Here is a 1,537-nt window from a genome sequence, read left to right as displayed (position 1 = left end):
GAGGCTGTCTCAAAAGGGGCAGTCTTTTTTTGTGTCTCAAAGTTTGCGATCTACAATTTTTCAGGTTTAGATTTCCGTTATTTGTTTTTTCAGGAATTTTTTTGATATTTTAGTAAAAAGCAGGATTTTCTTATCCTGCAAGTGCCAATTTTCTTAGATTATGGGCAATAGCGATCAGGCCTGTTTCTATTTCGACTTTATTCTGGCCTCTGAGAAAGAACCTTTTAAATCCTTTGTTATGTTTGATCTGTGCGAAAACCGGTTCTACATCGTGGCATCTTTGTTTTCTGAGCTTTACTCCACGCTTTGTATTGAGAAGCTGATGGACTTTGTGCCGGAGCTTTGAAAGCTTTGGATTAGAGGGCGAAGAAGTTATTGTTTTGTTTTTCTGATCTTTATCAAAATAATTATACTTGATATAGGCTTTAATCTTTCTCTTTTGAAGAAAGATATAGTTTTCTTCTGAGCCATATCCGGCATCAGCCACTATCTCCTTTGGACGTTTATTATAGAGATGTTCAAAGTTCTCAATGTGAGGGAGAAGGGTTTTTGTATCGCCAGGATTGGGGTGCAGGGTATAATTAATGATGAACTGATTCTCTGTGCTGAGCTGAAGGTTGTAGGCAGCCTTAAGCTGACCGTTACGCATATGATCTTCTTTCATGCGCATAAAAGAAGCATCAGGGTCTGTTTTTGAATAGCTGTTTCTGCTTTTTAGAATTTCCTGTTGTTTCTCATATTTTTCAAGATTATCAGGCCAGTTCTTTTTTGCATAATTAATCTTCTGACGGGTTTTGGAGGGAATTTTCTTCTTCTTCAAAGTATGATCTATGGTTTCTATGACAGACTTTATTTTTTCTTTATCCATAGATTTAAAAACTATTTCCGAAGTATCCCTCATCTCTTCTTTGGCTAGCTGCAGAGTATAGTTCCATAATTCTTCAAGCTGGGATTCTATACGCTCTTTGTTATTCTTTATGGATTTTCCCCACACAAAGCTATAGCGATTGGCATTGGCCTCTATTTTAGTGCCATCTGTGAAGATTGTTTGCAGGCTGACTAATCCTTCATTCTCTAAGTAAAGTACAATCTGTGCAAATATATCTTTGAGTTCTCCTTTTAATCTTTCGCTCCTGAAGCGGTTCAAAGTATTATGGTCAGGACGGTTCATGGCACTAAGCCACATAAAATGAACATTTTCTTTAAGAGCCTGCTCTAATTTTCTGCTCGAATAAATATTACACAAATAACCGTATACCAATACTTTTAAAAGCATTTTAGGATGGTAAACCGAGGTGCCTCCGGGTTTATAATGACGGATTAAATTACTTATATCAAGACCGTCTATAACTGCTGAAACTGTTCGTACAGGATGGTCATTTTCTATCAACTCCGATAAATTGGGAGGAAAAAGAAAATTTTGCTTGGGATTATAATCTTTAAAGACTATTTTTGATTTACTTAACACACAGCAAATTAATCAATTTGCAAAAACTGGGAAAGCTTTGAGCTTTCCTTTTTTGCGCATAAAAAAAGA

Annotated in this window: 1 protein-coding gene; it reads right to left on the bottom strand. The window is 36.1% G+C overall.

All coding sequences use genetic code 11. The features are described 5' to 3' along the window. Positions 1–130: 130 nt before the first annotated feature. Positions 131–1,468, bottom strand: coding sequence for an IS1182 family transposase (locus tag J4Q03_RS21285; RefSeq protein ID WP_426050106.1), 1,338 nt, complete (start codon positions 1,466–1,468; stop codon positions 131–133). Between the last annotated feature and the right edge of the window lie 69 nt (positions 1,469–1,537).

It is taken from the genome of Chryseobacterium sp. NFX27, from assembly GCF_049887855.1.
In the GTDB taxonomy this organism is placed as follows: Bacteria; Bacteroidota; Bacteroidia; order Flavobacteriales; family Weeksellaceae; genus Chryseobacterium.
Note: the sequence above shows the minus strand (reverse complement) of the source record. Positions and strands in the feature narration are given on the sequence as shown.